This is a genomic window from Blautia sp. An46 (genome assembly GCF_002161645.1).
In the GTDB taxonomy this organism is placed as follows: Bacteria; Bacillota; Clostridia; order Lachnospirales; family Lachnospiraceae; genus Blautia; species Blautia ornithocaccae.
The window spans coordinates 45,388-69,650 of the sequence record NZ_NFIF01000017.1 but is presented as its reverse complement, the minus strand read 5'-3'; the positions used below and the strand labels follow the sequence as shown (position 1 = coordinate 69,650).

The window sequence follows — 24,263 nt, the reverse complement described above, 5'->3', positions numbered from 1 at the left end:
TTCATCAATTTATGCGGAAATGGTGTAGAAATTGGTGTAGTACACCGTGTTTTATCAATAAATTAGTGCTTATACATTACTGATCTCAAAACAGAAACATTCCTGCTTCAGAAGATACGCTCATGTTCTTATAATTTGTACTGCCTACCATCATAGTACTGTTTCATTCCGTTGAGCAATCCACGAAGAAACAAAACCGTTTCTTCCTTGATTTTAACGAGGTCTTCGATACTATAATCACGTCCACATTCCGCAAAAGAAAGCGTTCCATGTGCAAGATCATTTCTTCGATCTTTAACAGTTTCTAAAACAACGCCGCCTCTACAACCAGCTTCGGGAGTAAAACATATTCCATGATCATGGCATACATTACGAATTTGCTGTGCGTCAAGATTACCGCTTATTGCAGTTGCCTTTCTATCAAGATCAATTATTTCTCCGGTCAAAATGGAATTGACAATTTCGATAGCTTTATCTTTATATGAATTATAATGGGCTTGTTGGTCATATACTTGTCTAAATTTGTATGCAAACCATATGTCCTTTATCTCTTTCCTAACATCAGAATATGTAAGACCCTCTTGTTTTAGCTTGTCGTATATTTCTAGTATTCCGCCCATTACTGTTGATTCAACTAAGTTGTAAACCATTAGCAATGTGTTCGCTTTGAGAATCTTAATGAATTCGCTGTCAAAAAACGGAGCATCTAAATGTTCAGTATTCCCTTGATCTAATTCTTTTAAAGCTTCAAAATACAAATCTATTTCCTGAATGCGTTCATTGAACATATCAAAAATTGCTTGCATTATACAGTCCCCTTAAGAAGTTGATCTTTCACATACAGTATTCTTCCACTAACTCTAGCAGGAGAATTACTAGCATGTGTAGTTGTATGACGTTTAAAATCATCTGAATTTAACCAATCCATTGATTCTGGAATTAAATCTGGTTTTTCGCGCAATGCTAACGCTACACCAACTGAAATAGCCTCAAATCGCACACGAGGCGTTGATTTTGCACGTTCACTTTTTGCAAAACCATAAGGAAAATATGTTTTAACGAATTTTAGCATTCTGTCAAATTCGGCTTTCATTTTATCCTTATCGAAAGAGGATTGAGTGTTTTCTATATATTCGTCCAAAAAATTATCGACGCGATGTGTAAACTCTTGATAATGATCCACAAAAGCAAAAAACCTAATTACTAATTCCAATTGTTCATAGCGCTTCTTCATTGTTTCGCTTATAGGGCATACCGATTTAAATACTTCATCTTTTGTACATTCCATCAAAAAGTCCATGAATGGACCGCGAAAACTCCCTCGACGAATTTCACTAGAATTTGCTCCTCGACCGGTGGTATTAATTCTGTTGAATATTTCTTGCCGTATTTCAAGTGTTGTGTCATCGGACAGAACTATAATTCGCATATTGGTTTTATCGAATTTCTTGCGGAAGTAGGCAGGAATATCATTGTATGAAAACCCGTTAAGGGAGGTTAACTTTTTTAAATCTGAAAGAACTAGATCGCCAGACATAAATTCTTCCATTGCTTGAGTCCTCTGTGCGCCATCTATGATTTCACACCGTCCATCCTCAGTATCAGAAAAGAACATGAGAGGAATAGGCAATCCCAAAAGGATAGATTCCACAAAACGATTTTTATCTGCATTATTCCAAATATATTGTCTTTGGTATTCATCTGGAATATAAAATTCGTCATCTCGAAATTGCTGTATAAGGAAATCAATAGAGTAATCGCGAGTATTATAATCGATTTCTTTTCTCAACGAGCGAATTTGTTCCTCAGCGGCAATTTTTTGATCTTCGCTAATCATACTTTTTGGCGACATTACATTACCCCCATATTCTCTAAATGCTGTAAAATACTAGTCCCAATTGCGCGTCCTAATTCAACAGGAACCGCATTTCCTATATGTACCCCTATACTGCGATTAGTTTCCTGATGATCAGGATCAATAAACTGATAATCAGGAGGGAAAGATTGTAACAAAGCTCCCTCTCGCATGGATAAGGCACGGTTTTGTTCAGGATGTCCAAAACGTCCATTTCCATAACCGTAATATTGAGTCGTAATCGTGGGAGATGGTTTATCCCATTCCATTCGTCCATAGACAGCTCTATAGCCTTTTCCAGATTCTCGTTGATGACAAGGTAGTTTTAAGTCATCATCCCAATCATGCCAAGAACCGCCAGGTACAGATTGACGTATTCGCTTCCTGTTCGTTTCTGATAATCTACTGGCTCGATGCAATGGATCAATAGGGTCAACAGCTCCATCTTCAATTACGGGTAGTCTTCCGATTGCATCTCTGACTGTTTTATAATGTTCTTCATCATATAAAGGCGGAATCAACTCAATATTTCCTAATCTAGAAGCGAGTAATACTAATCGTTTTCTACATTGAGGCACACCGTATTCAGCACAATTAACGACACGCCAATTGCAGTGATACCCGGACGCTTCCAACCGGCTTATAAAGTCTCGAAACACTTGTTCGTGAATGAGTTGTGGAACGTTCTCCATAGAGACAATCTCAGGTAGAACCTCCTCAACTAAGTTTGCAAAATAATATAGCAATCTCCATTTATTATCTTTCTTTCCGTGTTTGTTATATCTTAAAGAATATGTTGAAAAAGGTTGACAAGGCGCACATCCCACGAGAACCTTTGTCGTATTATTAGGATAATATTCTCTCAATTCGCCACCGGTAAGTTGAGTAATGTCACGGAGAATAAATCTTGAATTGTTGTTGTGTTCATATGCAAATCGGCAAGAGTTTTCTATATCAAATCCTGCAACAACAGGTATTCCTGCTAGTTGCAATCCGTGCGTTAATCCACCTACGCCACAAAATAAGTCCACTGCTGTAACTGGCATATCATGATTCCTCCTTACTAAGCACTCTCTTTTCGATAAAAGTATCAGAAAGCCTTTGCAATAGATTTGCTTCATTCTTTTTCTTTAATTCACATTCCCAAATACGTAAAACTTTCCAGCCGCGCGATTCAAACATAGCTGTTACTTCCTTGTCATGTTTCATATTGCGCTCGCGTTTTTTTTGCCAGTATTCTTTATTTTCTGCCGGACGCGTATTCCGGCAATCGTGACCGTGCCAAAAGCAGCCGTCTACAAATACAGCGATTTTTTCTTTTTGAAAAACAAAATCAGGATGGCCTTTGACTGGATAATTGCGTTTCCAGCCAGTAATGCCATTTTGTTTGAATATATCTATTAATCGCAGTTCTGTTGATTTGTTCTTGTTGGATTTGACTTTTCTCATAATTTCAGAGCGCTTCTTATTATCAAAAACATCGGCCATAATAATTATTTCGCCTCAAATTCGATGCGGAGACTCGGATCAGTTTCAGTCTCAAGAACAATTTCATTGTATCGACTAATAATATCTGAGAGCGTAGAATTCCTCTTACTTTCATCAAAAAGACTATGCTCGTACACGTTAGCTGAAAGAAATTGCTGAATATCCCATACCTCAACACGTCCGGCAAGTCCTGCGTCTTCAGCTAGATTTAATGCCGTATGTACCCGTTCAAAAATCGTAATAATAACAGGATAACAACCTCCGCGCAAGTTTGCTTTGCATTTTTCAATCAGCAAAGCGCCGGGCATTGTCGTACAGTGGATAATCGTATTGTTTATGACAAAGTCGCCGCTTCGTTCCGTGGGTGCATCTGCAACGGAAGCGCCATGTATTTCAAATGTATTTTCGGGCATGATAAGACATAATTTCGCGGCTACTAAATGCTGCAAAACGGCTCCAAGATACTGTGTTCCCGGATTTTGCTTTTGGCGTTTCTTAGCCTGTTCAAATAATTCGTCTAAATTTGCTCCAATCGTTTTAGAAGTATCGGCGGTTAAAACAAACGGCTGATTTCTAAAATATTCCCTGACCTGTTCAGCCCAAAATTCTTCAACGATTGAAAAGTTAACTGTTTCTTCTTCGTTCCAATCATTAAGAAAATCAACATATTTAATCATCAATCCCATGCTTCCGCGACTGGTACGCCCGCCTTCTGCGGATAACTGTTGAGTAATGCCATGCTCTTTTAAAATTTTTTTGAGATTTCCGCCGCCAAGCCCAGCGACCTGCCCTTTGCTACTTGTTTGAAAATCGTCTGGATTTAACGGGAATTTTTTATCCTGAACTAGCCTGGTAAATTGAACCACTAATGACAGCGGTCCCTTTGTATAGATATTGTTTTCATCTTGAAATATTTTCAATCTTTCTTCTGTACTAATCATTGTATACGGCCTCCGCAAGTTTTGTAAGAAATTTTTCTCCGATAAACCGAGCGACTGGCATAGCAACGGCATCTCCCATCGCTTTATAGCCATCGTTATAGCTGCCGGGAAGAATGAAACTATCCGGCGCGCCCATTAGTCTGGCGGCTTCGCGCACTGTCAATAAACGGGCATGGACTTCGTTATTTTTTTTGACAACTAAATACTGCTTGCTACTTCCGCCTTCAGGAGTTCGTAAACACCCGGCTATACCGTCAAAGCGCAGTTCTAATTGTTGCTTTCCATGACGTGTTCGACGATAACCTGTAGCGTAAACTGTATCATATTCATTTAACTTTGCTTGATGGCGCTCTGGAATAAGCCGTAATACAGTATCTTTATCAAATTTTGAGTTCTCATCAATAATGTCTTTCAATACGCTATGCCGGCGAGGAGGTTTCTCTGTTTGCCACCAAATCCATCCGGGTAAAGTTCGTCCCAAATCGAAGGCGGCTTTATTATGCAGCCAACATGGAGCGTTTCCGATCAGATATGTAGGAATTTTATATCCATGTTGTACGGCAATAACAAAAACTCTCGGTCTTGACTGTGGAACAAAGTGGGAAGCATTTAAAACTATAGCGCCGCAGTTATATCCCCGTTCTACAAGCGCCATATGGAGAGTACGATAATTATTACCGCCATTTGTTGAGAGTAATCCGGTTACATTCTCCAAAGCTAATATTCTGGGCTTTTCCTCCATTTCATCTAATACGCGTAACCATTCCCATACTAACCCGCTTCTGGATGCATGAATACCGCCCAAGGAACCTGCCAAAGATAAGTCCTGACACGGAAAACTAGCCCAAGATAAATGAGCAAAAGGTAAATCTTTTCCATGAATATTTTTTATATCGTTAAGCTCAAAATGTTCGCATCCAAAATTGGCTTCATATACGGCCGCTTTTTGTTCGCTAATATCATTAGCCCAGATTGGTGCAAACATACCTTTTAAACCGTATGCGACTAATCCGCTTCCAGCAAAAAATTCATGCATTGTCCAAGGCGCAGAGGACAGGTCAACATTTTGTTTTTTATAGAGAGTGCGTTGCAACAATCTTTGTTCCTCCCGTCTTATTTGAAGTTCGTTTGCTATTAGTAGGTTTTTGGGCATCCTCAGGAATAATCCAGATGCGGCTCATACGCATAGCGCCGACAATTCTGTTTTCTTTGCAAAGAATTTGAACCTGACGTGGCGTTACGCCCCATTTTTCAGCAGCTTCTTGAACCGTTATATATCCGTTCATTTGTGACACCTCGAACCTGTTTTTGAATTTGAAAACTGATATAATTATATTCGTTTAAACGAAACAAAGCAATAACTTTCAAGAAAATTTTTTGGTCGATTTTATAATAATTCTGATTAGCCGATTTCCTTTCACACTCACAATGAGGACGGCGGCTATGAGATAGAAATTGCATATACCGGCGAATAAAAGACGCTGCCGTTGCAGGAACATTCCTTCCCACAACGGCAGTTTTCATTTGCGCTTCTTTCTCTGGCTGACCGGCGCCCCCATTTTCTTTGACTTTTGGAGAATCCGAATGAGCCAGCGAAATTCTTCTTCCGAAAGATTTTTGTAATTGATACCAAGCTGCTTACAATAAAGGAACGCCTGTTTTTCCTGACGGCTCCCCTTGAAGTTTTCAACCGCTTCCAGATTTTCACGCAGTTCATCGGCAACGGTAGTCAGGGGCGCACTTTCGCTGTCTTTCTTGTGGGCTTCCCGTATATCCCGGATAATGGCGCTTATATCGTCCAGTGCGATATGACTGAAATAATCATCGTCATCTACATGAGCGGCTTGCAGCGTTTTCAAATGCGGGTCATCCTCTCCGGGGCGATACCGTTCTATGATTTCATGACGTATGGTATCAACAAGGGCATTGAGGTTCTGGATTTGCATGGTTGCAATGCCGTCCACATAGATTTCAATGTCAGCCAGAAACTTGATAAAATCCTTGTGCGTGGCAAGTTCGCAGAGCAGGCGGTTGTTGATACGGCCACTCTTTAGCAGCGCCACCATTTCATCATTCAGGTGCAGTTCCATCAGGGGCGTGTTTATCTGCTCCCGGTTTTCTGTCCGGCAGAACAGATAATCTAGTGATACCTCATAGAAGTCTGCCAGCGTGATAAGATTGCCGTGGTTGATTTCCTTGTAATCGTTGGATTCGTAGCTGGCAAGGGCTGATTTAGAAATGCCGGTCAGCTTTGACAATTCTTCCAGATTTAAGCCTTTATCCTTGCGTAACTCCCAAAGACGCTCCTGTATGCTTGTCGCTTTTAACATGGGCGTTCACTCCTTCCCGGCGGCTGTTTTCCTGCCGCATAGCTGAATTATACCATACTTTCCATAATCGTGGAAATTTCCGTTTTTCGCCCCGAAATCCTACTTTGTGGATATACGGCATAGGGAACAAAAATGGTCTATGATACAGGTAGTTCATCGATGGATTATTCCAATCGAATGACCGGCCTGTATGGGATATGCTCCCCGGCGATGTAGCGCAACGACTTGCGGAAGGGAAATGGAGGAACCCTGACCGCAACGAGCGTACCAAAGGGAGCGAAACGCCGTTGTGAGAGTCAGGGGCAGGAACGACATCAGGGAGAACCGGCAAAAATGAACACCGAATTGATACCGAAACACAACAATTCGATAGGGCATAGTCTGCCCTATCCGTATTACTACGGGGGATTTCCGGGCGGCTTTATGGCCGCTTTTTCCCTGAAAATCGCCCCGAAACACAACACTAAAATCTGCTATCCGTCTATTGCGGCTGTTACGGCTGAAATGGGCGGATTTTTGTTTAAGGAGGCACCATGCCGAGAATGCCGAAAAAGAGGAAGCTGGAACTGTCTTTCTTCCTCAATGAACGGGGGCGGGTAACGTACAACGACCTTTGCCGGAAATGCCAGCGCACTTGCAAGCAGAGTTTCCTGGCGGTCATTGTGGATTGCCCCCATTATCTTTCCAAACGCTCAAAACGAAAAGTAAAGGAGGACACCGATTGAATGGAAGTTGAATTTATGACCGCAGACACCACCCTGCCGCCCTGTATGCCGCTGCCGAGAGCCATGCTGCGGCTCCCGATCAGCAGCACCGCAAAGGTCATGTACGCCCGGATGTTGGATATTGTTTTCGTATCCGGCATAGAGGACGCCAACGGGATTTTATTTATCCATTTCCCCATCGTGGAACTGGCGGCGGCACTTGCCCGCAGCACCATGACCGTGAAGCGTTCCCTGAATGAATTGGAGGACGCCGGACTGATACTGCGAGTGCGTCAGGGCTTCGGGAAACCCAACAAAATATATGTACTCATTCCCAAGAAGGAGGACAGCCGCCTATGAATGAAAAGCTGGAAAAACTCAATCAGGAGATAGAGAAAACGGAAAAGAAGCTGCGGAGGGCGCAGCATGAAGAAAAGATATTGGAACACCAGATAAAGACGTTGACACGGAAGGAACGGACGCACCGGCTTTGCACCAGAGCTGCCATGCTGGAAAGCTACCTTCCCCACCCGGAAGCCATCACGGATGAACAGGTCAGTTTGTTCTTGAAGCTGCTGTTCTGGCAGGACAGCACCCGTCAGCTTATGGAAAAAGTGTTCTCTGGAAACGGCACAGAGAAGGAGGGCGCAGAATGAAGATGAATTTTTCAAAAGACGAGTTGGCTATGGTCTATCAGTACGCCGCCGGTACGAAGGGAGAAACCCTTGCGGGGCTGAAAGAAATCGTGCCGGTTATCCGTGACCGGCAGACACGGGAGATTGTGGAGAGTACCATCCGAAAGCTGGACGCCATCCCGGAGCCGGAATGCCGCTGCTTTATCGCTGATACGAAGCAGCGGTTTATCCAGAAGCGGGACAATTCCATCAGGCGCAGGCTTGCCGAAGCCAAGGCACAGGCGAGGACGGAAAAGCCACATTCCAAGAGAAAAGAGCCAGACCGGGAACGGTCATAATTGCTTCCAGAGCCGCAGCCCGTGGACTACCCCTCTGAAAGAGGGCGCAACTATACACCACCTGAAGGTAGTGTGTTGCGCCCTGCCGGGGCTTCCTGCGGAAAGCGGATGATTGCCCGCAGCGTTCCGGCTCCTGTCAATCATCACAGGGGAAGCTACACTTCCCCTGCGCTGGCTGCCGCCAGCTACCCCTTTGTGGACTTGCCGCCCGGAAACACCTTGCGCTGCAAGCTGTTCCCGTCCAGCAAGTTATATATCGGCCTATGCTGTTTCTTCCGAAGCAGGCAGAAAAATGATATACTCAAAGAAAAATTTGAAATTACCTATTGACCCTCACGGAGCGTCATAGATTAAAGTGAATATATCAAGAGCAGGAGGCAGGCAGCTATGAGGACGGTAAAGGAAATATCAGATTTAACAGGTATCAGCGTGCGCACGCTCCACTATTATGATGAAATCGGACTGTTAAAGCCAACCGATAAAAGTGAAGCGGGATACCGGCTTTATGACGATAAAGCACTGGAAACATTACAACAGATTTTGTTTTTCCGTGAATTTGATATTCCCTTAAAAGAAATCAAAGCTGTTATGGATAATCCGGCGCTTGAAAAAAATCAGATTTTGCAAATGCAGCGAAAAATGCTGGTTGCAAAAAAGGAACGTATGGAACGCTTGATTTCCAGTATCGATGACATTTTGAAAGGAGATAACAAAATGGATTTTGCGATTTTCAGCAAAGCAGAAATTGAAGAAATGTTTCAAACTATGTTTGACAATATGCCCGACAACATGAGAGAGCTTGCTGTTAAAGAATTTGGAAGCGTTGGAGAATGGAAAAAACATTATATGGAAGTGGTTTCTTCAGAAAAAATGCAGAAAGGCTACGCAAAGGTTGTTGAGTGGTATGGCGGGAAAGATAACTTCTTGTCTGTCGCAAATAATCCCATCAGTACAGAAGTTGCAGAAAGCTACAATAAGCGAATAGAAGCGATTTTGCAAAAACTGATTGCCAAAAGAGGATGCGATGTAGACAGCTTTGAAGTTAAAGAAGTAGTTGGAGAATTTGGCTTTGTTATGAAGCAGTTAACACAGGTAAAGAATGAAGAAGGAATTATGCTGGCACATGTGCAGTACTACCGCAATGAAAAAATAAAGCCGATGATAGATGAACAATATGGCAAAGGCGCTTCCGAGTTTTTCGCACAGGCAATAGAAGCCTTCTATAAACACCAGTAATCTGAAATTTAACTGAATACCAGCCGCCACCGGCGGCACCACCGAGCAGGAAATCTTAAAACAGGTTCCCTGCTCTTTTTATGCCCGGACGCCGGGAGGAAGGAGGACACTACTTGCCATGCCCGCACTTTGATGTGAAAATCATCCAGCGCAGCAAGCGCCAGTCAGCCGTTGCGTCTGCTGCCTACCAGAGCGGGGAACGGCTGTTTTCCGAATATGACCAGAAACAGAAATACTATTCCTATAAAAGCGAAATCGTCCACACCGAAATCATGCTGCCGCCCCATGCCCCGCCGGAGTACGCAGACCGGAATACCTTGTGGAACGCCGCCGAAGCGATTGAAAAGCAATGGAACTCCCAGCTTGCCCGGAGGTTCGTGCTTGCCATACCGAGGGAACTTCCCCGGTCACAGTATGCCGACCTTATCCGGGACTACTGCTGGGAGTTTTTCGTTTCCAAGGGCATGATTGCCGACTTCGCCATCCATGACAAGGGGGACGGAAATCCCCACGCCCACATCCTTCTGACCATGCGGGCGATGGACGAAACCGGGAAATGGCTCCCTAAAAGCCGGAAGGTCTACGACCTTGACGAGAACGGCGAGCGTATCCGGCTTGCGTCCGGCAGATGGAAAAGCCACAAGGAGGACACCGTGGACTGGAACGACCAGAAGTACGCCGAGATATGGCGGCAGGGCTGGGCTGATACGGCGAACCGCTATCTGGAAGCCATCGGCAGCCCGGAGCGCCTTGACCTTCGCTCCTATGCCCGACAGGGGATTGATAAAATCCCCACCGTCCACATGGGGCCAGCGGTCAGCCAGTTGGAGAAGAAAGGCATACAGACCAACATCGGCAACCTGAACCGGGACATCAAAGCCGCCAATTCCCTCATGCAGTCTATCCGGCAGATGGTACTCAGCTTAAAAGGCTGGCTGTCCGGCCTGAAAGAGAAAAAGGCGGCGCTGCTGGAAGCGCTGGAACAGGCAAAGGAGCCGACCATCCCCGAACTGCTTTCCCGGTATCTGGATAAACGGAGCGAGGAACGTACCGGCTGGACTTCCAAGGGGAAGCTGAAAGGCACTGTTGGAGATTTCAACAAGGTCATGGAAGCCCTTGACTTCCTGCGGCAGAAAGAGATTTCCACCGTGGAGAGCCTTGACGCTTATCTGGATAAGGTCAGTGGGGAGATACTTTCCGTAAAGGCCGACATAAAAAAATCGGAACGCCGGATAAAGATCATTGACACCACGCTTTCCCATCTTGCCAACCACGGAGCCTACAAAGAGGTTTACAAGAAATATGCTTCCATCGGCTGGAAAACTCGGAAGGAGAAGTTTGCCGCCGAACACCGGGAAGAACTGGACGCCTACCTTGCTGCCAAACGTTTTTTCAAAGCCCATCAGGAGGAACTGCCTTTTGATACGAAAGAGTTGAAGAAGGAACGGGTGCAGCTTTCCGGGGAACTGTCTGAAAAGAACGAGGGATTGCAGGCAGTTCAGGAGGACATGAAGCAGTTGCGGGATGTGCGGAACTGGATAAACCATGTGCTGCCGCCGGAGCAGCGCCGAGCCGTGGCTGAGCCGGGAAAGAAACCGTCCCTCAATGAACAATTAAGCTGGAAGATAGAGGGCGTGAAGCAGCGGGAAGAACAGAAACGCCAGACGCCCCGCCGCCAGCAAAAACAGGATATGGAACTTTAACCAATCAGGCGCTTGCCATTTTCCACGTGAGAATGACAGGCGCTTTTTCTATTTTCAGGAGGATTTGCCTATTGAACGTATTTAAAGCCGTGAAGCAGTCTGTTACCACCCGGCAGGCCGCCGAGCATTACGGTATCCGGGTAGGGAAAAACGGGATGTGCGTCTGCCCCTTCCATGACGATAAAAACCCCAGCATGAAGGTTGACCGGCGCTTCCATTGCTTCGGCTGTCAGGCAGACGGGGATGTGATTGACTTTGTTTCCCGTCTGGAAAATGTCAGCTCCAGGGAAGCAGCCCTCATGCTGGCGCAGGACTTCTCCATCCCCTATGAGGACAGGGAGCCACACGGCAGGAGCCGCCCGAAGCGAAATCCCCGTCAGGAAAGCCCGGAACAGCAATTCAAGCGTATGGAGCGATATTGTTTCCGGGTACTGTCTGACTATCACAATCTGCTGCGCCGCTGGAAGCGGGACTATGCCCCCAAGACGCCGGAGGAAGAATGGCACCCGCTTTTCGTGGAAGCCTTGCAGAAACAATCCCATGTGGAATATCTGCTGGATGTGCTGCTGTTCTCCGACATAGGGGAACGGGCTGCCCTGATTGCCAGCTACGGAAAGGAAGTGAGGAACCTTGAGCGGAGAATGGCAGACCTTGCCGCCCGAACTGCGGCAGGCCGTGACGGACACCATCGAAGCCGCACCCCCGCCCCGGAGCGTTGAGGAAGTGAAAGCCATGCTGGAAAGTACCGAGAAAGGCGGCGTGCGGAACAGTATCCACAACTGCCTGACCGTGTTCCAGTATGACCCCGTCCTTTCCGGGGCGGTTGCGAAAAATCTCCTGACCGAGCGCATTGACCTTCTAAAGCCCATCGGCAGGAAACGCAGAACCGGCAGCAAGGCCATAACCGACACAGATATGAAATATATCCGGCTGTATCTGGAAGATACCTACGGCCTGACAAGCGAGAAAAAGATAGCAGACGCCGCCGATCTGGCCGCAGACGCCAACAGCTACCATCCCATCCGGGACTACCTGAACGGCCTTGTCTGGGACGGGAAAGAGCGTATCCGCTACTGCCTGCGGCACTTTCTGGGAGCCGATACGGACAACTTCACTTACCATTCCCTGCGGCTGTTCCTGCTGGGAGCCATCCACCGGGCGTTCTGCCCCGGCTGTAAATTTGAGGTCATGCTTTGTCTGGTGGGCGGTCAGGGAGCCGGGAAGTCCACCTTCTTCCGGCTGCTGGCGGTAAAAGACGAGTGGTTTTCCGATGATTTGCGGAAGCTGGACGATGATAACGTGTATCGTAAGCTACAAGGCCACTGGATAATCGAGATGTCGGAGATGATTGCCACCGCCAACGCCAAGAGCATAGAGGAAATCAAGTCTTTCCTCAGCCGCCAGAAGGAGGTCTATAAAATCCCCTACGAAACCCACCCGGAGGACAGGCTGCGGCAATGCGTGTTTGGCGGGACTTCCAATGCGCTGGACTTCCTGCCACTTGACCGTTCCGGGAACCGGCGCTTCCTGCCGGTCATGGTCTACCCCGGGAAGGCCGAGGTACACATTTTGGACGATGAAGCCGCTTCCAGAGCCTATATTGAACAGGTATGGGCGGAAGCCATGACGACCTACAAAAGCGGCGATTTTAAGCTGTCTTTTACACCCGAAATGATACAGTACCTCAAAGAACACCAGCGGGATTTCATGCCGGAGGACACCAAAGCCGGGATGATACAGGCGTACCTTGACCGCTACACCGGCAGCGCCGTTTGCTCCAAGCAGCTTTTCAAGGAAGCCTTAAACCACCCCTTTGACGAGCCGAAACAATGGGAAATCCGGGAAGTCAACGACATTATGAACCATGGTATCACGGGATGGAAGTATTTCTCCAATCCCCGGATATTTGAGGGATACGGCAGACAAAAGGGCTGGGAACGGGAAACCCCGGCAACGGGCGCTGACAACGGGCGCGAAAAAACGCCGGACGGATTTGTGGAAGTCACAGAGCAGATGGAGCTTCCCTTCTGAAAAATCCGGGGAAACCACAGCCGGTTGCCGACCCCGTTGCTATCCCGTTGCCGAGCCGGTTGCAGGGCATTAGCCCGGAAAAAGCCCATAACTGCGGGCTTTTCTCCTCTCTGACAACCAAAGCAACAGAAAAATAAAAGAAAAAGTAAATAAACAGTAACCCGCCAGACAGAGATTGTTTTCGAGGTTTTCCCGCGCCCGTTGCCGGACTTCGTTGCCGACCTTCTCCTGTCTGGCTTATTTCATTTGCGCAGGCAACGAGCCAAGCGGATATGCTTGCATATCCATTTGGCGACTGCTGCGACAACGACAGTTATGGAGGTATTTTATTGAGACAGACGAAGGAACGAGAATCGAAACAAATGCTCACTGTAGATATTGAAGGACTTGCGGCTATGCTCTCCTGCGGGCAGGCTACTGCCAGAAAGATTGCGGAGGACGCCGGGGCGAGGATTACCATTGGGCGCCGGGTGCTGTATTCTGTCAGCAAGATAGAGAAGTATCTGGAAGCCATAGCGGAATAAACAGAAGAGGTACAGGAACCGGCAGAAAATGTTGCCGGTTCCTGAAAATCTTTAGCAATCACCTGTCCGTGGGAGTGGATTTATGCTATACTGATGGTGCAAGGCAAAAATCATTCCGACTGGCAAAGAGGTATGGAACCAGCAAAGCGCAGAAAGGAATGATTTTATGGCAAGAAAAGATAATAGAGGAAGAAATCTGAAGGTTGGAGAATCCCAGAGAAAAGATGGGCTGTATATGTACCGCTATACCGATGAAAGGACGGGGAAGCGTGTCGCAATCTATGACGCTGATTTGGCAGCGCTCCGGGAGAAAGAACGGCAGATTGCCAGAGAAATGGACGATGGTATCGTAACCGACAGGGCGGCAAAGAAACTGACGGTCAACGCACTGTTTGAGCGGTATATAGAATCGAAGAAACTGGCAGACAGTACACGGAGCAATTACATTGCAACGTGGAATAACCGTGTGAGGGATGAAATCGGCGGGATGAAAGTGGTTCAGGTCAGACCGTCCCATATCCGGCTGTTTTATTCCAGACTTACGAAAGACGGGTATTCCCACAGTACCATCAAGCTGATTCACAATCTGCTTTATCCCAGCTTTGAAATGGCCGTGGATGATGATATTATCCGCAAGAATCCGGCAAAGGACGCTTTGGGGGATAATGGGGAACCGGCAAAAGAAAAAATGGCATTGACGCCATCCCAGCAGAACCGGCTTCTGTCCTTCGTAGAACGGAGCAGCGTTTATAACGTGTATCTGCCGATGTTGCAGATTATGATAGGAACGGGCTGCCGGTGCGGGGAGTTGATTGGATTGACATGGGCGGATGTGGATATGGAAAAGAAGGAAGTTTCCATAAGCTGCCAGTTAATCTATAAAAACTACGGGGATGGGTATAAATTCCATGTATCCACTCCGAAAACGGACGCCGGTATCCGAAAGATTCCCATGAGTGAAACGGTCTATAAAGCCTTTGCAGCCCAGAAACGCCAGAATTTCTTACAGAGGATTCCGAGGAATGTTGAGATTGAAGGGCGTACAGATTTCATCTTTATGAGCAAAAACGGCAGGCCGCTTATGCCGAGCGCCGTCAACAATGTCCTTTATAATATCGTAGCTGCTTACAATAAGCAGGAGACGGAACAGGCTAAGAAAGAAAAACGGGAAGCGGAATGTATGCCTTCAATTTCTGCTCATACCCTGCGGCATACCGGATGTACCAGAATGGCGGAACAAGGACTTGATATGAAAGTAGTGCAGTATATCATGGGACACGCCAATATCGGCGTGACAATGGAAGTCTACAACCATATCACAGAGCGGGCAAGGATTGAAAATGAGATTGCCAAAATGGACGCTGTTCAAGTGGTATAAGAAATCCGCCATGCACCTCACGAACAAGTTTGTTCGGTCACGGCTGTCGCCGTATAGGTCTAATCCCGAAGCTGCCCTTATGTGAGCAAGCTCCCAACGGGCATTCCGGTCTTATCCCTGCATGGCTCATAGCTTGCATGAAAATGGTGTAAATGTGGTGTAGTAGACCAAAAAACAAGGGAATTACGAAAAGAAAAACCGGCGTGAAGCCCGTAAAATCAAGGAAAATCGGGACTTCACAATTTTTTCACAAAATTATTAGCACTCATCTCTTGTTATCGCAGTGTGGCTTTTGTCTAACTTCATAGAGTGCCGTAAGTGCCTATTTATGGGTGTTTCTCGGATTTTATGATTTTATCTCAACTCGTCAGAAATCGTCATTTTATAAAAAATTGGTGTCAAAATTGGTGTCAATCAGCAGAGAGATACCTTTTCTTGTTACAGTATATCAGTATCACAAATTGTAAAATTGAATATCGCAAGTAGATTATGGAACGCCGATATTGACGTTCCTTTTCTATTTCCAGCCGTTCAGAAATGGACGGCTTTTTCTATATCCAAACGAAAGGAGAATTTTAAAAGCTATGAAAAAGATATTGAAGCGATTAGCCACAGGCTTCCTTGCCTTTGCGACTATCGTTACCGCTTTGCCGACAACGGCAGTCCACGCTTCCGAGAAGCAATACTGGACAGAAAGTGCCGAGCGTGTCGGTATTGTTGAAAAAGTAATGAATGACGGCTCTATCGGTTCGACATTCAATGAGGGACACATGACCGTTGAGGGCGAGGACGCTTTCTGCGTGGATATTAACACCAACTTCCGCAACGGCTATAAGACCAGAGCTGACGCAAGCACACGCATGAGCTACGACCAGATTTCAGATGTTGCCCTCTCAATCGAGTATGTCAATCAGTATGTGCAGAGCCACAGCGGATTGAGCAGTCAGCATATCTACCTTTTGAAACAGTGCGTCGTATGGCAGAGATTGAGTGTTCATCTGGGCTGGCAATGCGATAACGTCAGAGCTTCCTATGATGAAATCCCAAAGGCGATACAGGACGAGGTGTACGCTGGGGCGAAAGCCTTTGCCAGCGAGAACAAAGGACGCTATGAATGTGGCGGTTATATCTACTCTGGCGAGGGACAGGACATTGGACAGTTCTGGGCGAAACTTGCCGTAGGAAATGCCACCCTTAAAAAGACTTCCAGTAATGCCAGCATTACCGACGGGAACGGGCTTTACTCTATCGCTGGTGCGACTTATGGTGTCTATTCTGATAAGGGCTGCACAAAACAGCTTGCCACACTTACGACTGATAACAGCGGGAACACTGATACCGTGGAAGTAAAGGCTGGTACAGTCTACATCAAAGAGCTTTCCGCTCCTGCTGGCTACAAGGTGGATAATACAGTGTATTCCTTAAATGTGGAAGCTGGCAAGACGGCAACGCTCAATGTATCAGATACGCCAAAGGTTACAGATACCCTTATCGAGCTTTTCAAGATTGACATGGAAACCCAGAAAGACGCTCCACAGGGCGACGCTTCCCTAGAGGGTGCGGAGTTCACATGGAAATTCTATGCGGGACACTATACCGCTGACAATCTCCCCAGCGAGCCGACAAAAACATGGGTGACAAAGACAATCGCTGAAAAGGACAGCGACGGCACTATCCATTACGTTTCCCGCCTTTCTGATGAATACAAGGTATCTGGGGACAGCTTCTATACACAGGATGGAAAGAACGTGCTTCCTTTAGGAACGCTGACCGTTGAGGAAACGAAAGCTCCTAACGGCTATCTTCTTGACGGTGCATATATGCAGGCAAATGGTAGCGAGGAACAGATTAAGGGAATGTACCTTACACAGATTACCGAGGACGGCGACATTGCCGTACTGTCTGGAAGCAATCAGTATCATGTATCAGATAAAATCATTAGAGGTGGTGTAAAAATCCAGAAAAGAGATTTAGAAACCAGCGATACCAAAGGTCAAGGTAGTGCGACCTTGAAAGACGCTGAATTTGAAATCATTTCCCTTAATGACAATGCCGTACTTGTCGAGGGCAAGCTCTACAATAAAGGCGAAGTGGTAAAGACAATCCTTGCCGACATTGAGGGCGTGGCTTCTACTTCTGCCGATTTACTTCCTTACGGGAAATACCGTATCGAGGAAAGCAAAGCACCAGAGGGCTATTTGACGGATGGTGCAGAACCGATTGAATTTGAAATCACAGAGGACGGAAAAATCGTTGACCTTACAGGTGCGGACACTTCCATTTACAATCAAGTGAAGCGTGGCGACCTAGAGGGTGTCAAGATTGGAGCTGGCACACACCAGCGTCTTGCGGGAGTTCCGTTTAGGATCACAAGCAAGACCACAGGTGAGAGCCACATTATCGTGACAGATGATAACGGGCAGTTCTCCACTTCTTCTGACTGGGCTTCCCACAAGCACAACACCAACGCAGGAAAGACCAGCGAGGACGGTATCTGGTTTGGAACAAGTGAGCCAGACGACAGCAAGGGTGCATTGCTTTACGATACCTATATCATTGAGGAATTACGCTGTGAGGGCAACAAAGGCTTTGAGCTTATCCCGCCGTTTGAAATCGTAGTATCCAGAAACAATGTGACCGTTGACTTAGGGACACTCACTGATGAATACGAGAAAGAAATCTCTATCCATACCACAGCCACAGGCAAGGACGGCGAGAAGTCTATCGTAGCTGGCAAAGAGGTAACAATCATTGATACGGTTACGCTTGACGGGCTGGAAAAAGGCACAAAATATCAGCTTGTAGGCTGGCAGATGTTGAAAGAGGAAAACGCCGAGCTTCTTATCGACGGACAGCGTGTGGAAAGTGATTACACATTCACAGCCGACAGCGAAGAAATGAAGATTGAAATGGAATATACGTTCAACGCTTCTTCTCTGGGCGGTCAGAACCTTGTAACCTTTGAGGAACTTTACGACCTTTCCAATGAGGACGAGCCTGTAAAGGTGGCAGAACACAAGGACATTGACGACGAGGGACAGACTGTGCTTATCACAGAGCGTATCATCTCTATCCATACCACAGCGACCAGCGAGGACGGAAAGAAAGAGATTGAAGCAGGAAAAGACGTGACAATCATTGATACCGTTACCCTTGACGGATTGGAAATCGGCACAAAGTATCAGCTCAAAGGCTGGCAGATGATTAAGGACGAAAACGCCGAGCTTATCATCAATGGTGAGCGTGTCGAGAATGACTATACCTTTACTGCCGACAGTGAAAGCATGGAAGTCCAGATTGCCTTTACATTCGACGCTTCCGAGCTGGGCGGGAAAGAGCTTGTGACCTTTGAGGAATTATACGATTTGAGCAATCCAGACGAACCGACAAAGGTTACAGAGCATAAGGACATTGAGGACGACGGGCAGACGGTGACAATCACAGAAGTACCAGAAACGCCAGAAGAACCAACAGAGCCAGAACAGCCGACCACACCAGATACACCGAGCAAGACAACGGACGCTCCAAAGACAGGTGATAATACAAATATTGCCTTATTCTTAGGGCTTCTTGTTCTTTCTGGTGCAGGCGTGGCAGGAACATACTTCTTCAAGCGTAGACGCTCATAATCGGGCGGTCTGCTTATGATGATGAAGAAATCACGTTCCCCGCCGATACATGGAAACGGTGGAGCTTCCCTTTATTCAGGCTTGTCCGCCACCCACCTGTAAGCACACGGACAGTCAAGGGTGCTTTTAAGCATTTACCTGCCCTTGACGGTCTGGGGGCTTGCTGGTATCACACCACCAGCCAGAATAAAAGCATGAACAATCAACAGATTTTATAGAAATGAGGTATGAACACATGAAATTGAAATATATCGTGCCTGACATGGCACAGACATTTGGAAATTTGGAGTTTGCAGGAGAAAATGACGTGGAGCAACAGCGTGTCAATGGTCGCTTTGTTCCCGTGACAAGAAGCTATAACCTGTATTCCGACATTCAGAGAGCCGACGACATTATCGTGGTGCTTCCCGCAAAGGCTGGTGAAAAGCGTTTCAAGTATGAGCAGAAAGTAAAGCTCGTCAATCCTAAGATTACCGCCGAGGGAAAGAACGTGCGAGGTCGTGGCTACACCAACTACATTTTAAACGCTGACGATATGCTTCCAGTCGAGGAAAGCAAGTAAAGGGGGTATCAGACTATGAGATTAGCGAATGGAATTGTATTAGATAAGGAAAAGACGTTTGGAGTGCTGAAATTCTCTGCCCTTAGACATGAAGTGCGTGTGGAGAATGAGGACGGGACGACCACCGAGGAAATCAAGCGTAGAACTTACGATTTGAAATGCAGTCAGCAGGAACGCACGATACAGGTATCTATCCCAGCGGAAATACCTGTCAAGGACTATCCGTACAATGCTGAGGTGGAGCTTATCAACCCTGTTGCCGATACGGTGGCAAACGCCAACTACCGAGGGGCAGACGTGGAATGGTACATCAAGGCAGACGACATTGTGCTGAAAAATAAAGGCGGTCAGCCCGCAGGCAATCCACAGAACCATGCTCCGCAAGGACAGCAGAAAAAATAAAAATTGTAGGATAAAATTAAGAAACTATTTTACTTATCTTTGAAATTTTTTCAGAATTATATAGTAAAATATTGTACATAGTTTCAGAGAGGAGTGAGGATAGTGATTTTAATGCTGATTATTCCAATCATTTTAACTGTGTTTCCAGTAATGCTGTATCAAGTAGTTTTAGTGTTATGTAAGAGAAAATCAACTTCTACACATTATTTTTGGACATACACTATGATGATTTATGTATGGCTTGTTTTTTCTGTTACGGGTATCGGCACTGTATGGGACATTATTTCAAAAGGTGGGCTGATTGAGACTTTTCAACAGGCAAACATTGGAATTATCCCATTTCAGTCAGACGGTTTATTTACTTATTGTATGAATGTAATTATGCTTATGCCATTGGGATTTTTATTGCCGTATATATGGAGAAATTTTAGAAATCCAATAAAAGTAGCCCTAACAGGATTAGTATTTTCGGTATTTATCGAATTTGCTCAATTACCAACTAATCGTTTGATAGATATTGATGATTTGCTGATGAATACATTAGGTGCAGTTTTAGGATATGTTGTGTGGAAAATGATTGGAAATCATTTCTTTAACAAAAAAGAAAAACAGCGAACTATTTCATTGGGGAATTTCGAGCCAGTTATCTATTTGGTGTTAGCTTGTGCAAGTAATTTCCTACTATATAACTGGACATGGTTTCTTTAAAGAAAAAGCGGTTGGTCTTTACGATTGACCGCTTTTTCCATATCCAGAAAGGGGTGTTTATGAACCTATATAAATACAAGGGAAAGCGTATCAGAGCCAGCGACAAGAACCTTGTGTACCGCTTCTGTGCGGGTACGCTCCTGCTCCTGTTCGTGGCGGTTCTCCTGCTACTGAACATGGGACAGCTCATGCGTACCGATTGGGAGCATTTCAGTTTACTAGATAATGGCATAACGCTTTCCACCTACAACTTCATAACGATTTTGATAGCGACTGGTGTTTGTGCATTGGTCGCTTTTCTTTATTACCGCTTTTGCTATGACAGCTTCAAGAAGCTATCGCACCGTCAAAAGCTGGCACGCATGATACTGGACAACAAGTGGTATGAAGCACAGACCGTACAGGACAGCGGTTTTTTCACTGACCTGCAGAGCAGATCAAGGGAAAAAATCGTCTGGTTTCCTAAAATCTATTATCAAATGGAAACGGGCTTGCTCCATATCCTCTGTGAAATCTCTTTGGGAAAGTATCAAGACCAGCTTTTACGTCTGGAAGATAAGCTGGAAAGCGGGCTTTACTGTGAACTGACCGACAAGACGCTCCATGACGGCTATATCGAGTACACCCTGCTCTATGACATGATAGCGAACCGTATCACGATTGACGAAGTAAAAGCTGAAAACGGGGGCTTGCGTCTGATGAAGAACCTTACATGGGAATACGACGCACTCCCTCACGCCCTCATCTGTGGCGGGACTGGCGGTGGAAAGACCTATTTCCTGCTGACAATCATTGAAGCCCTCTTGCAGACCAACGCCCAGCTTTTCATCTTAGACCCTAAGAACGCTGACCTTGCGGACTTGGGTACGGTCATGGATAACGTGTACCACACCAAAGAAGATATGATTGAATGTGTCAATGCGTTCTATGAGGGCATGGTACAGCGAAGCGAGGAAATGAAGCACCACCCAGACTACAAGACGGGCGAGAACTATGCCTATCTGGGCTTGCCGCCCTGCTTCCTTATCTTTGACGAGTATGTGGCGTTCTTGGAAATGCTGGGGACAAAGGAAAGCATAAGCCTACTTAGCCAGCTAAAGAAAATCGTCATGCTTGGCAGACAGGCAGGGTATTTCCTCATTGTCGCCTGCCAGCGTCCCGACGCAAAGTATTTCAGTGACGGTATCAGAGATAACTTCAACTTCCGTGTGGGTTTGGGACGTATCAGTGAGCTAGGCTACGGTATGCTCTTTGGAAGCGACGTAAAGAAACAGTTCTTTCAGAAGCGTATCAAAGGACGTGGCTATTGTGACGTGGGTACGAGCGTCATATCGGAGTTTTACACTCCCCTTGTACCAAAGGGGCATGATTTTTTACAGACTATCGGCTCTCTTGCACTGGCAAGGCAAGCCGCACCAGATGAACGAAAGGAGAATTGAAAAATACATGGGACTTTTAGAAATGGGGTACAGCGACCCTAACACAGATTTGCATGTCGAGGGTGTATGCGTAGACTTTGGCCGCTTTCTTGAGGATTTGGAAAGTGTCGCTGGCACGACTGACGATAAATGTGAGGAATTTCCGACAGAAGCCTATCATGCACACATGGAAGATATTCTGATAGAAGCGGGGCTTGGGAGATTGAAACTTCCGTTGCTCTTTTCCGTTGTGCTGGACGAATGGCTTTCCATTCATGGCTTCAACTATCGTTTTTCGTTCCTTGTGGTGGATAAGGATTTTTTCAGACAGATACACCATGAATATGAGATTGACAAAGAGATTGTCAGAAAATGCCTTTCTGCTGATACCGACGTTATCGTAGTTTATACGGGCATGACAAGGATAGACTGAACCACTGACGGCTGGAACGGTCAGCTTTAGCGTCCAGACCGTGTAAGCCGTCCTGTGGAGCAGGGCTTGCCCTGCTCCACGAAAGAAGCCCCTCGGTATCTAACAGAGGGGCACAATTCCGCTGGAAACTACGGTCAAAAAGTCTGGAAATTCCGCTAGGCATAAGGGTTTTCTCTCACTCATGGCTGACTGTGACAATCGGCGGAAAATATCACAAATTTCTATAAATACATGATTGGGGGTATGCAGGCTGAATGAAAGCACCTTTATCACCGCCTTGAAAGAGAAACGCCTATCTTACGGCGTGTCCCAGACAAGGCTTGCTATCATGGCTGGTATCAGTCGTGAACACTTGAACCGTATCGAAGCGGGAAAGGTCAACCTCACGGACGATATGCAGGACAAGCTCATGGAAGCCGTCGAGAAATTCAATCCCGACGCTCCTATGTTCCTGCTGTTCGACTATGTGCGTATCCGTTTCCCCACGCTGGATATACAGCACGTTATCAGAGATATATTGAAGCTCAACATTGACTATATGCTCCATGAGGACTACGGACATTACAAGTACACAGAGCATTACTATCTGGGTGATGTGTTCGTCTACACCTCGCAGGACGAGGAAAAAGGTACGCTTCTGGAGCTGAAAGGAAAAGGCTGTCGCCAGTTTGAAAGCTACCTGCTGGCACAGGGGCGTAGCTGGTATGACTTCCTCATGGACGCACTCATTGAGGGCGGTGTGATGAAACGCCTTGACCTTGCGATTAACGACAGGGCGGGCATACTGGATATTCCAGATCTGACCGCCAAATGCAACCGTGAGGAATGTGTTTCCCTGTTCCGTTCTTTCAAGTCCTATGCTTCGGGTGAGCTGGTGAAGCACAACGAGCAGGACAAGGCGGGCATGGGACATACGCTGTATATCGGCTCTCTGAAATCGGAAGTCTACTTCTGCTGTTACGAGAAAAGCTATGAACAGTACGCAAAGCTGGGAATACCGATTGAGGAAGCACACATAAAGAACCGCTTCGAGATACGATTGAAAGATGAAAGAGCCTATTATGCCGTCCGTGAACTGCTGACCCATTATGACGCAGAACAGACGGCATTTTCTATCATCAATCACTATATCCGCTTCGTGGACAGAGAACCAGAGAAGCGAAAGACAGACTGGAAGCTCAATGACCGCTGGGCGTGGTTTATCGGAAAAGACCGCCCGCCTGTCAAGCTGACGACAGACCCAGAGCCTTACACATTGGAAAGGACGCTGGGCTGGATAAGCCGACAGGTCGCCCCTACGCTGAAAATGCTGAAAAAGATAGACGCTGGCAACAGCACAAGCTATCTGAAAGAGATTGAGGACAACGCAAAGCTGACGGAAAAGCACTTGCAGATAATCAAACAGCAGACAGCGGACACAGAGGAACTTATCACAGAGTAAAGGAGAATTTAGATTATGGCAGAACTTGTCAAGGACTTGGTGCTGGTATCGCTGGGAATGGGTATCGGCGTTGTCCTTATGTGTATCGCACAGGTCAGCAAAATGGCTGACGAAGAAATGGAAGAAATCAAAAAAGAAAGGATTGATAAAGAATGAATTTCGGACAGAACTTATACAACTGGTTTTTAAGCAACGCCCAGAGCTTGGTGCTTATGGCAATCGTGGTAATCGGTATCTACTTAGGATTTAAGAGAGAGTTTTCTAAACTTATCGGCTTCCTTGTGATTGCTTTAATCGCTGTCGGGCTGGTATTCAATGCCGGCGGTGTCAAGGACGTGCTGTTAGAGCTGTTCAACCGTATCATTGGAGCGTAATAATCAGTAGTTTGCGGACACGCAAACTTACCTGTCCCCCCTATGGGAGTTCGGGCATAGGGGGAATGAAAGGGGGTGACGGAATGGTACACAGATAAAAGATAGTCACGCTATGAATTTCATTGAATGGTTG

Annotated in this window: 26 protein-coding genes and 1 pseudogene; 19 read left to right on the top strand and 8 right to left on the bottom strand. The window is 46.2% G+C overall.

Translation table 11 applies throughout. The features are described from left to right. Positions 1-128: 128 nt before the first annotated feature. From B5G00_RS13665 to B5G00_RS13630, 8 genes are all read right to left on the bottom strand, one after another. A complete protein-coding gene (locus tag B5G00_RS13665) occupies positions 129-806 on the bottom strand; it encodes an MAE_28990/MAE_18760 family HEPN-like nuclease (protein WP_087273648.1) in 678 nt (225 codons plus the stop codon). Continuing rightward, positions 806-1,852: a DUF262 domain-containing protein gene (locus B5G00_RS13660; protein WP_087273646.1), complete on the bottom strand. Its 1,047-nt coding sequence runs from the start codon at positions 1,850-1,852 to the stop codon at positions 806-808. The genes B5G00_RS13665 and B5G00_RS13660 overlap by 1 nt, the downstream gene beginning before the upstream one ends. After that, positions 1,852-2,901, bottom strand: a complete 1,050-nt coding sequence (locus B5G00_RS13655; protein ID WP_087273644.1) for a DNA cytosine methyltransferase — start codon at positions 2,899-2,901, stop codon at positions 1,852-1,854. Before B5G00_RS13655 ends, B5G00_RS13660 begins: the two co-directional genes overlap by 1 nt. A gap of 1 nt (position 2,902) precedes the next feature. Next, complete coding sequence (locus tag B5G00_RS13650) at positions 2,903-3,343, bottom strand: very short patch repair endonuclease (protein ID WP_087273642.1); 441 nt, start codon at positions 3,341-3,343, stop codon at positions 2,903-2,905. 5 nt (positions 3,344-3,348) lie between these two features. Beyond that, positions 3,349-4,284 (bottom strand): DUF4928 family protein, encoded by a 936-nt coding sequence (locus tag B5G00_RS13645; protein ID WP_087273640.1) that lies wholly within the window; start codon positions 4,282-4,284, stop codon positions 3,349-3,351. Further along, positions 4,277-5,380 carry a DNA cytosine methyltransferase gene (locus B5G00_RS13640; protein ID WP_087273638.1) on the bottom strand — a complete coding sequence of 368 codons (1,104 nt, stop codon included), beginning with the start codon at positions 5,378-5,380 and terminating at the stop codon, positions 4,277-4,279. The genes B5G00_RS13645 and B5G00_RS13640 overlap by 8 nt, the downstream gene beginning before the upstream one ends. Then, the gene (locus B5G00_RS13635) at positions 5,358-5,570 is read right to left on the bottom strand and encodes a helix-turn-helix domain-containing protein (RefSeq protein ID WP_087273636.1); all 213 of its coding nucleotides are present in this window, start codon (positions 5,568-5,570) and stop codon (positions 5,358-5,360) included. Before B5G00_RS13635 ends, B5G00_RS13640 begins: the two co-directional genes overlap by 23 nt. Before the next feature lie 234 nt (positions 5,571-5,804). Continuing rightward, positions 5,805-6,614, bottom strand: coding sequence for a helix-turn-helix domain-containing protein (locus B5G00_RS13630; protein ID WP_087273635.1), 810 nt, complete (start codon positions 6,612-6,614; stop codon positions 5,805-5,807). Positions 6,615-7,147: 533 nt separating this feature from the next. Between B5G00_RS13630 and B5G00_RS19135 the strand changes: the two genes are divergently transcribed. The 19 genes and pseudogenes from B5G00_RS19135 to B5G00_RS13530 all read left to right on the top strand — a co-directional run bounded on the left by B5G00_RS19135 (position 7,148) and on the right by B5G00_RS13530 (position 24,130). Then, positions 7,148-7,339 carry a hypothetical protein gene (locus tag B5G00_RS19135; RefSeq protein WP_206423798.1) on the top strand — a complete coding sequence of 64 codons (192 nt, stop codon included), beginning with the start codon at positions 7,148-7,150 and terminating at the stop codon, positions 7,337-7,339. Next, a complete protein-coding gene (locus B5G00_RS13615; RefSeq protein WP_087273630.1) occupies positions 7,340-7,678 on the top strand; it encodes a DeoR family transcriptional regulator in 339 nt (112 codons plus the stop codon). It abuts the gene before it with no gap. Further along, positions 7,675-7,974 carry a DUF3847 domain-containing protein gene (locus B5G00_RS13610; protein WP_087273628.1) on the top strand — a complete coding sequence of 100 codons (300 nt, stop codon included), beginning with the start codon at positions 7,675-7,677 and terminating at the stop codon, positions 7,972-7,974. The genes B5G00_RS13615 and B5G00_RS13610 overlap by 4 nt, the downstream gene beginning before the upstream one ends. 2 nt (positions 7,975-7,976) lie before the next feature. Continuing rightward, positions 7,977-8,240 (top strand): annotated as a pseudogene (locus B5G00_RS13605) (transposon-transfer assisting family protein); the annotation flags it as partial. A gap of 438 nt (positions 8,241-8,678) precedes the next feature. Further along, positions 8,679-9,527 (top strand): MerR family transcriptional regulator, encoded by an 849-nt coding sequence (locus B5G00_RS13600; RefSeq protein WP_087273623.1) that lies wholly within the window; start codon positions 8,679-8,681, stop codon positions 9,525-9,527. Between the two features lie 113 nt (positions 9,528-9,640). Beyond that, positions 9,641-11,230: a MobQ family relaxase gene (gene mobQ, locus B5G00_RS13595; protein ID WP_087273622.1), complete on the top strand. Its 1,590-nt coding sequence runs from the start codon at positions 9,641-9,643 to the stop codon at positions 11,228-11,230. Between the two features lie 71 nt (positions 11,231-11,301). Continuing rightward, positions 11,302-11,949, top strand: a complete 648-nt coding sequence (locus B5G00_RS13590; protein WP_206423797.1) for a CHC2 zinc finger domain-containing protein — start codon at positions 11,302-11,304, stop codon at positions 11,947-11,949. Between the two features lie 13 nt (positions 11,950-11,962). Then, positions 11,963-13,261, top strand: a complete 1,299-nt coding sequence (locus B5G00_RS13585; protein ID WP_087273616.1) for a virulence-associated E family protein — start codon at positions 11,963-11,965, stop codon at positions 13,259-13,261. A gap of 272 nt (positions 13,262-13,533) precedes the next feature. Beyond that, positions 13,534-13,785: a DUF6462 family protein gene (locus B5G00_RS13580; protein ID WP_330396371.1), complete on the top strand. Its 252-nt coding sequence runs from the start codon at positions 13,534-13,536 to the stop codon at positions 13,783-13,785. A 166-nt stretch (positions 13,786-13,951) separates the two neighbouring features. Beyond that, positions 13,952-15,163, top strand: coding sequence for a site-specific integrase (locus tag B5G00_RS13575; protein ID WP_087273612.1), 1,212 nt, complete (start codon positions 13,952-13,954; stop codon positions 15,161-15,163). A 584-nt stretch (positions 15,164-15,747) separates the two neighbouring features. Continuing rightward, positions 15,748-18,792, top strand: coding sequence for an SrtB-anchored collagen-binding adhesin (locus tag B5G00_RS13570; RefSeq protein WP_087273610.1), 3,045 nt, complete (start codon positions 15,748-15,750; stop codon positions 18,790-18,792). A 235-nt stretch (positions 18,793-19,027) separates the two neighbouring features. After that, on the top strand, positions 19,028-19,354 hold the full coding sequence (locus B5G00_RS13565; RefSeq protein WP_070087528.1) for a YdcP family protein: 327 nt from the start codon (positions 19,028-19,030) through the stop codon (positions 19,352-19,354). A gap of 15 nt (positions 19,355-19,369) precedes the next feature. Next, the gene (locus tag B5G00_RS13560; protein WP_021401038.1) at positions 19,370-19,756 is read left to right on the top strand and encodes a YdcP family protein; all 387 of its coding nucleotides are present in this window, start codon (positions 19,370-19,372) and stop codon (positions 19,754-19,756) included. Positions 19,757-19,867: 111 nt separating this feature from the next. Beyond that, a complete protein-coding gene (locus tag B5G00_RS13555) occupies positions 19,868-20,464 on the top strand; it encodes a VanZ family protein (RefSeq protein ID WP_204243901.1) in 597 nt (198 codons plus the stop codon). 59 nt (positions 20,465-20,523) lie between these two features. Then, positions 20,524-21,903 (top strand): FtsK/SpoIIIE domain-containing protein, encoded by a 1,380-nt coding sequence (locus B5G00_RS13550; protein WP_070087563.1) that lies wholly within the window; start codon positions 20,524-20,526, stop codon positions 21,901-21,903. Beyond that, on the top strand, positions 21,884-22,315 hold the full coding sequence (locus B5G00_RS13545; protein WP_140403165.1) for a hypothetical protein: 432 nt from the start codon (positions 21,884-21,886) through the stop codon (positions 22,313-22,315). The genes B5G00_RS13550 and B5G00_RS13545 overlap by 20 nt, the downstream gene beginning before the upstream one ends. A 250-nt stretch (positions 22,316-22,565) precedes the next feature. Next, the gene (gene mobT, locus B5G00_RS13540; RefSeq protein ID WP_083262781.1) at positions 22,566-23,756 is read left to right on the top strand and encodes a MobT family relaxase; all 1,191 of its coding nucleotides are present in this window, start codon (positions 22,566-22,568) and stop codon (positions 23,754-23,756) included. A gap of 15 nt (positions 23,757-23,771) precedes the next feature. Next, a complete protein-coding gene (locus tag B5G00_RS13535; RefSeq protein WP_010817889.1) occupies positions 23,772-23,912 on the top strand; it encodes a DUF3789 domain-containing protein in 141 nt (46 codons plus the stop codon). Continuing rightward, positions 23,909-24,130, top strand: coding sequence for a hypothetical protein (locus B5G00_RS13530; protein ID WP_010817890.1), 222 nt, complete (start codon positions 23,909-23,911; stop codon positions 24,128-24,130). Before B5G00_RS13535 ends, B5G00_RS13530 begins: the two co-directional genes overlap by 4 nt. The last annotated feature ends 133 nt before the right edge of the window (positions 24,131-24,263 follow it).